Source organism: Thioalkalicoccus limnaeus (assembly GCF_041197575.1).
In the GTDB taxonomy this organism is placed as follows: domain Bacteria; phylum Pseudomonadota; class Gammaproteobacteria; order Chromatiales; family Chromatiaceae; genus Thioalkalicoccus; species Thioalkalicoccus limnaeus.
In genome coordinates this window covers 1-3982 of the sequence record NZ_JBDKXB010000058.1, presented here as the reverse complement: position 1 = coordinate 3982, position 3982 = coordinate 1, and the positions used below count along the sequence as shown (strand labels likewise).

Below are 3982 nucleotides of genomic sequence, written 5' to 3'. Positions count from 1 at the left end.
TCTGGGAGCGGCTTCGCGGGCGCCGCCGTGAACTGGCGGCGGAGCTGGGCCTGGCCCCCTACATGGTCTTCAACGATGTCACGCTGGGCGAGATGGTGCGCTACCGGCCGCGCACGGCGGACGAGCTCGGCGGCCTGACAGGTGTCGGGGCGGTCAAGCTCGAGCGTTTCGGGGCCGCCTTTCTCGCGGTCCTCGCCGCGCACGAGGCCGAGCACGGTCGTCCCGCCGACCTGCCGTCCCTGCCGGAGACCCTGTATCGCCCGCCCCCGCGGCCCCGCCCGCAAGATCTTGGTCTGACGGCGACCGTGCGCGAGACGCTTGACCTCGTGCGTGCCGGCCTGACCCTCGAGGACGTTGCAGCGCACCGTGGCCTCAAGCTCGTCACCATCCACGGCCATTTGGCGCGCGGCATCGAGGAAGGTGAGATCGAGCTTCGCGACGCCGTCGCCTTGGCCGACGACGAGATCCGGACGATCCAAAAGGCCTTCGCGCAGCTCGCCCCCGATGCGCCGGAGGCCCTCAAGCCAGTCTACGACGAGCTGCAGGGGAGATACGACTACGGCATCCTGCGTTGCGTCCGCGCGGCCATGGCCCGTGCGCTCGAGAAAGGCGGGATGGCGTAGCGCGGGCCTTGCTTCGCGGCGTCAGTCGGCAGCAGGTGGCCCTGGGTGGCCGATCGCCGTGATGGGCGTGGCTTCGGAGGCGGTGCGGCGCCATCCGCGCACCGACTCTCGGCCGCCAGCGCGACCGACGAAGATCGCGACGGGGAGCCTGTTTGGCCGTTGGCAGAGCGGACACTGATGCACGGCTGATCCTCTAGGCTAGAGTGCCGGATGCAATGCGGCCACCACCAAAATCTCGCTGCGCAGGTAGTTGCCCAGCCCGGCGAGAAAGCCCTGGTCCAGGTACAGGGCGCCGAGGCTGCGGTTGCGGAAGGCGGGCCCGTGCAGCCGCCGGGCCAGGTCGCGCCAGTGCAGGGCGGGGTCGAGCAGGTCCGGGCCGAGGCGGGTCAGGTACGGATGGCGCAGCAGCCGGTCGGCGTCCAGCACGGCGATGTCCGACACGCTGTAGAGCAGTGCGCTGTCGGTCTCGGTGTGCAGGGCCACCCGCAGGCTGCGGGCGGTGCTGGGCAGCTCCCCGCGCCGACGCACGTACCAAACGCCGTAGAGCTGATTGTGGGCGTAGAGCGTCAGTCCCGGATCGAAGGCAATCAGGAGGGCCTTGCCTCGGGTCTCGACCCCGACGACCCGGGCCCCGGTCAGCTCGTCCTCGAAGCGGCGCAGGCGCGGGAGGCCGAAGCGGACCTCGGCGAGCCTTTGGCCGGCGATGGCCGCGGCGATGCGGTCCGCGGCGCGGCGGATCTCAGGGCCTTCGGGCATGAGATCGCGGCTGAAGGTAACCGCTGGATCGGCGCGCGTCGCGCCGAGACGCCATGTGGTCGCGTCGTCGGCTTAGCGCGCTGCCGGCCGATCGAGCGCCGGGACACGCGGCGTCGGCAGGGTGTCGAGGGTTCGCTCGCGCGCGAGACCGACCGCGTCCATCTCGGGGATGGAAGGTCGCCGGCCCCTGGTCGCCGGCGGCGGACCCAGGGCTTTGCCCGCCTCGCTTCAGACCGGAGCCTCCTGCAGCGTCGGTTGCACGCGCGCCGCGTCGTAGCCCTGCGCGATCGCGATGGCCATGGCCCGACGATAGTCCTCCGGCTCGATCCGCGGGGCGCGGGCGATGAGCCAAAGCCGCCTTCGGCTCGGCGTGCCCGTCAGCATCCATCGGTAATCCAGGTCCAGTCCGATCACCCAGAGGTCTCCCCGAATGAGCTTGAAGAACCTCAAGATCAGCCTCGCGCCGCTCGGGTCGGCGGGATGGACCCTGCCCGTCACCTCGCTGCGCCGCATCCGGGCCCTTGCGTTGTAGGCCGCGGTTCGGACGGTGATCCGGCCGTCGGGGTCCTTCGCATAGGTCGCCGTGACGTTCACACTCTGCTGCCCGGGGCCGTCGGCCTCGAGATTCGGCAGCCTCGCAACTTCGAACCAGGTCCCCATCAGCCGATCCAGGTCGACCCGCGCGACCGTTTCGGGCGGGGTGCGGCGCTCGACGAGAAAACCCGGCAGAAGACCGCGAAGGGCGAAACGTGCGTTTTTGATCATGGGATGCAAGATGGGCTTGCCTTGCGTGGAAGCAACCCGTGGCTCGGTCCGTTAGGCCGGCCCTAAAGACGTCGCGGCATCGGCGGTCGCCATACCTTGGGTTTCGAGCCGGGTGTTCGTCGTTTCGGGGGTCGGCCCGCGCGAGCTTCAATGTGCCTGAAAAAAGTGTTCTTCGTCGCGCGTGCGCAGCGTGCCCAAAAGCCCTCGATTCAATAACGGTTTAAGCCGATCCCAGGTCGGTTCCACTCAAGACGGCCGCGACCTGGGCGATAGCACCGAGTCGGAGACCGCACGGACTTTCGACTCTTGTGTAGGTTTCTGGGTGATCCTTGCGTACATGCCCAAGTTCCAGACCCCGGCGGCGTCCCCAGATCAGGCCGGGACGGTCCGGGTCCTTCAGCCTTCCATCTACATAACGGCGTCGGCACCGCAACTTTTAGCTATCAAGGCTCTATCCTATCACTCAACCTGCACGCCATTTATGCACGCCTCACAGACGGTGTCCGTCGTCCGATGAGGTCAGGATGCGACACTACGGTTGCAGTTCGAAGCGAGCGAAAAGAGTAATGTCTGCGATCTTGTCCGGCGTTCCGAGTACATCCGGAGCGTTGTCGGTCGGTTCCAACGTCCATCGCGGGCCAACTCCCTCCGGAGTCTTGAAAGCCAGCTCCAGGGAGGGCGCAGCACCGGCCATTCGGATCTTTCCTGTGACTTCGACGAGTTTAGGGTTGAGGTCCCTGAGCATGAAGGACAGCATCTCCGTTGCGAGTGCAAGCGATAAGCCTTGCCCTGCCTTGAAGCGATGCCAGATGTCGGGCAGCTCGTGGCGAACACTGACCAGCTGATAGACACCCACCTTGTCATCACGTGCCGTCTTCAATTCATTGAGGTTTTTCTTCAGATCCGTGGAGACGTTATCACGAAAGCCGTTGCTGCCGCGTTTGGCGGTGTACTGCATGGTGAGGACGACATCGGCGATCGACCAGTAGTCGAAGTGTTTCACGGCTTTCGGCAGTGACAAAGTCCACGTCGAAACCGCGCCCATTCCTTCGAAAGGAAGGTAGAGTGGATCCTGAGATGACAATTCGAATACGCCGGAATCGCTGTGGCTAGAGCTCAGCGCAATTGAGGCACCGGGTTGTGGATCGGGCTCAAGGGCGAGCTTTGGACTCTTGCGCCGCTCGCTGCTTACCAACGTCAAAGTTGCCGTTACCGGAGCGTAAGGGCCGGTGACGCAGGGAATGGTGACCTGAACACTCCTCATCCGGCGGTCGTAATAGCCCGGGTGATCGATGTTGAATAAGACCTCGGGAACTTTGAACGTGGCTTCCCCTTCCTCCCGCAAGCGGTTCAGGGCGTAGGGGTCGATCTGGCGCAGGGAGATGTGCCGCGTCAGTTCGGCCGTGCGAGGTGCGGAGAAGTAAGCGCGGTCCATATCCCTGAGACGCGCCATGAGCTCGTGGCCGGCCAAGAACTCATCGCGGGCATTTGCCGGTATGCCCATCCGGATGAAAGGCGTGGCCGGCCTCTCACGTTCGAACGTGTAGCATGCCTCTGCCATGCGTGCGCTCTCGAGCGCGAGGGTGAAGCATTCCTTGAAAAGCTGGCCGAGACGCCGCTCGGTCCACTCGTAAAGCTCGACGTTCGAAAACTTCTCCTTGAGGAAGGTCTCGATGGCCTCGGTATGCGCTACATCCTTCTTCTGCAACTCTACCGCCTTCTTCGCAAGGTCAACCCGTATGTCCGCGACTGCCTTTCTCCGGCGCGCTTGCAGCACATCGAGCGCCGCCTGATTCATCTCGAGCACCCAGCCGCGCTCGCGGAGAATTAGGTCGGCC

The 3982-nt window shown here is 65.2% G+C and carries 4 protein-coding genes; 1 reads left to right on the top strand and 3 read right to left on the bottom strand.

Annotated features, from left to right (window positions below; all coding sequences use genetic code 11):
• Positions 1-623, top strand: a 623-nt coding sequence (locus tag ABC977_RS17920; RefSeq protein ID WP_369668638.1) for a helix-turn-helix domain-containing protein, incomplete at its 5' end; no start/stop codon positions are given.
• 198 nt (positions 624-821) lie between these two features.
• Here ABC977_RS17920 and nei read toward each other — a convergent pair.
• The 3 genes from nei to ABC977_RS17905 form a co-directional block, all read right to left on the bottom strand.
• Positions 822-1379 (bottom strand): endonuclease VIII, encoded by a 558-nt coding sequence (gene nei / locus ABC977_RS17915; protein ID WP_369668637.1) that lies wholly within the window; start codon positions 1377-1379, stop codon positions 822-824.
• Between the two features lie 228 nt (positions 1380-1607).
• Positions 1608-2144, bottom strand: coding sequence for a lipocalin family protein (locus tag ABC977_RS17910; protein ID WP_369668636.1), 537 nt, complete (start codon positions 2142-2144; stop codon positions 1608-1610).
• A gap of 532 nt (positions 2145-2676) precedes the next feature.
• Positions 2677-3982 (bottom strand): Tc toxin subunit A-related protein (locus ABC977_RS17905; protein ID WP_369668635.1); only part of this gene is annotated, 1306 nt, incomplete at its 5' end.

Coding starts and splice junctions, on each gene's coding strand:
- nei (WP_369668637.1), bottom strand. CDS start 1,379: ATGCCCGAAGGCCCTGAGATCCGCCGCGCCGCGGACCGCATCGCCGCG.
- ABC977_RS17910 (WP_369668636.1), bottom strand. CDS start 2,144: ATGATCAAAAACGCACGTTTCGCCCTTCGCGGTCTTCTGCCGGGTTTT.